General features: G+C 75.8%; 1 pseudogene. It reads right to left on the reverse strand.

Features of this window, described 5'->3' with window-relative positions:
• Positions 1 to 223 (reverse strand): annotated as a pseudogene (locus tag E4K09_RS01625) (ATP-binding protein); the annotation flags it as partial.

Raw genomic sequence — 223 nt, forward strand, 5'->3', positions numbered from 1 at the left:
CTCGCCGTCCGGCGGACAGGCGGCCCCTTCCATGGCGGCGCGGGCCAGCAGCAGATAGACGCCCTGGATGTCCTCTTCGAGCGCGCCCGCGAAGGCCACCGCGCGGTCCCATTCCGTGCCCTCGGCGGTGGCTGTGTCGACGCCCGCGCGCGCCACCGCAAGGCGGCGGCGGAAGGCGTTGAGGTTCAGGGGCTCGCCGGAGACGCGGCGGATGCGGCACCGC

This window comes from Microvirga pakistanensis, assembly GCF_004458765.1.
GTDB classification, from domain to species: domain Bacteria; phylum Pseudomonadota; class Alphaproteobacteria; order Rhizobiales; family Beijerinckiaceae; genus Microvirga; species Microvirga pakistanensis.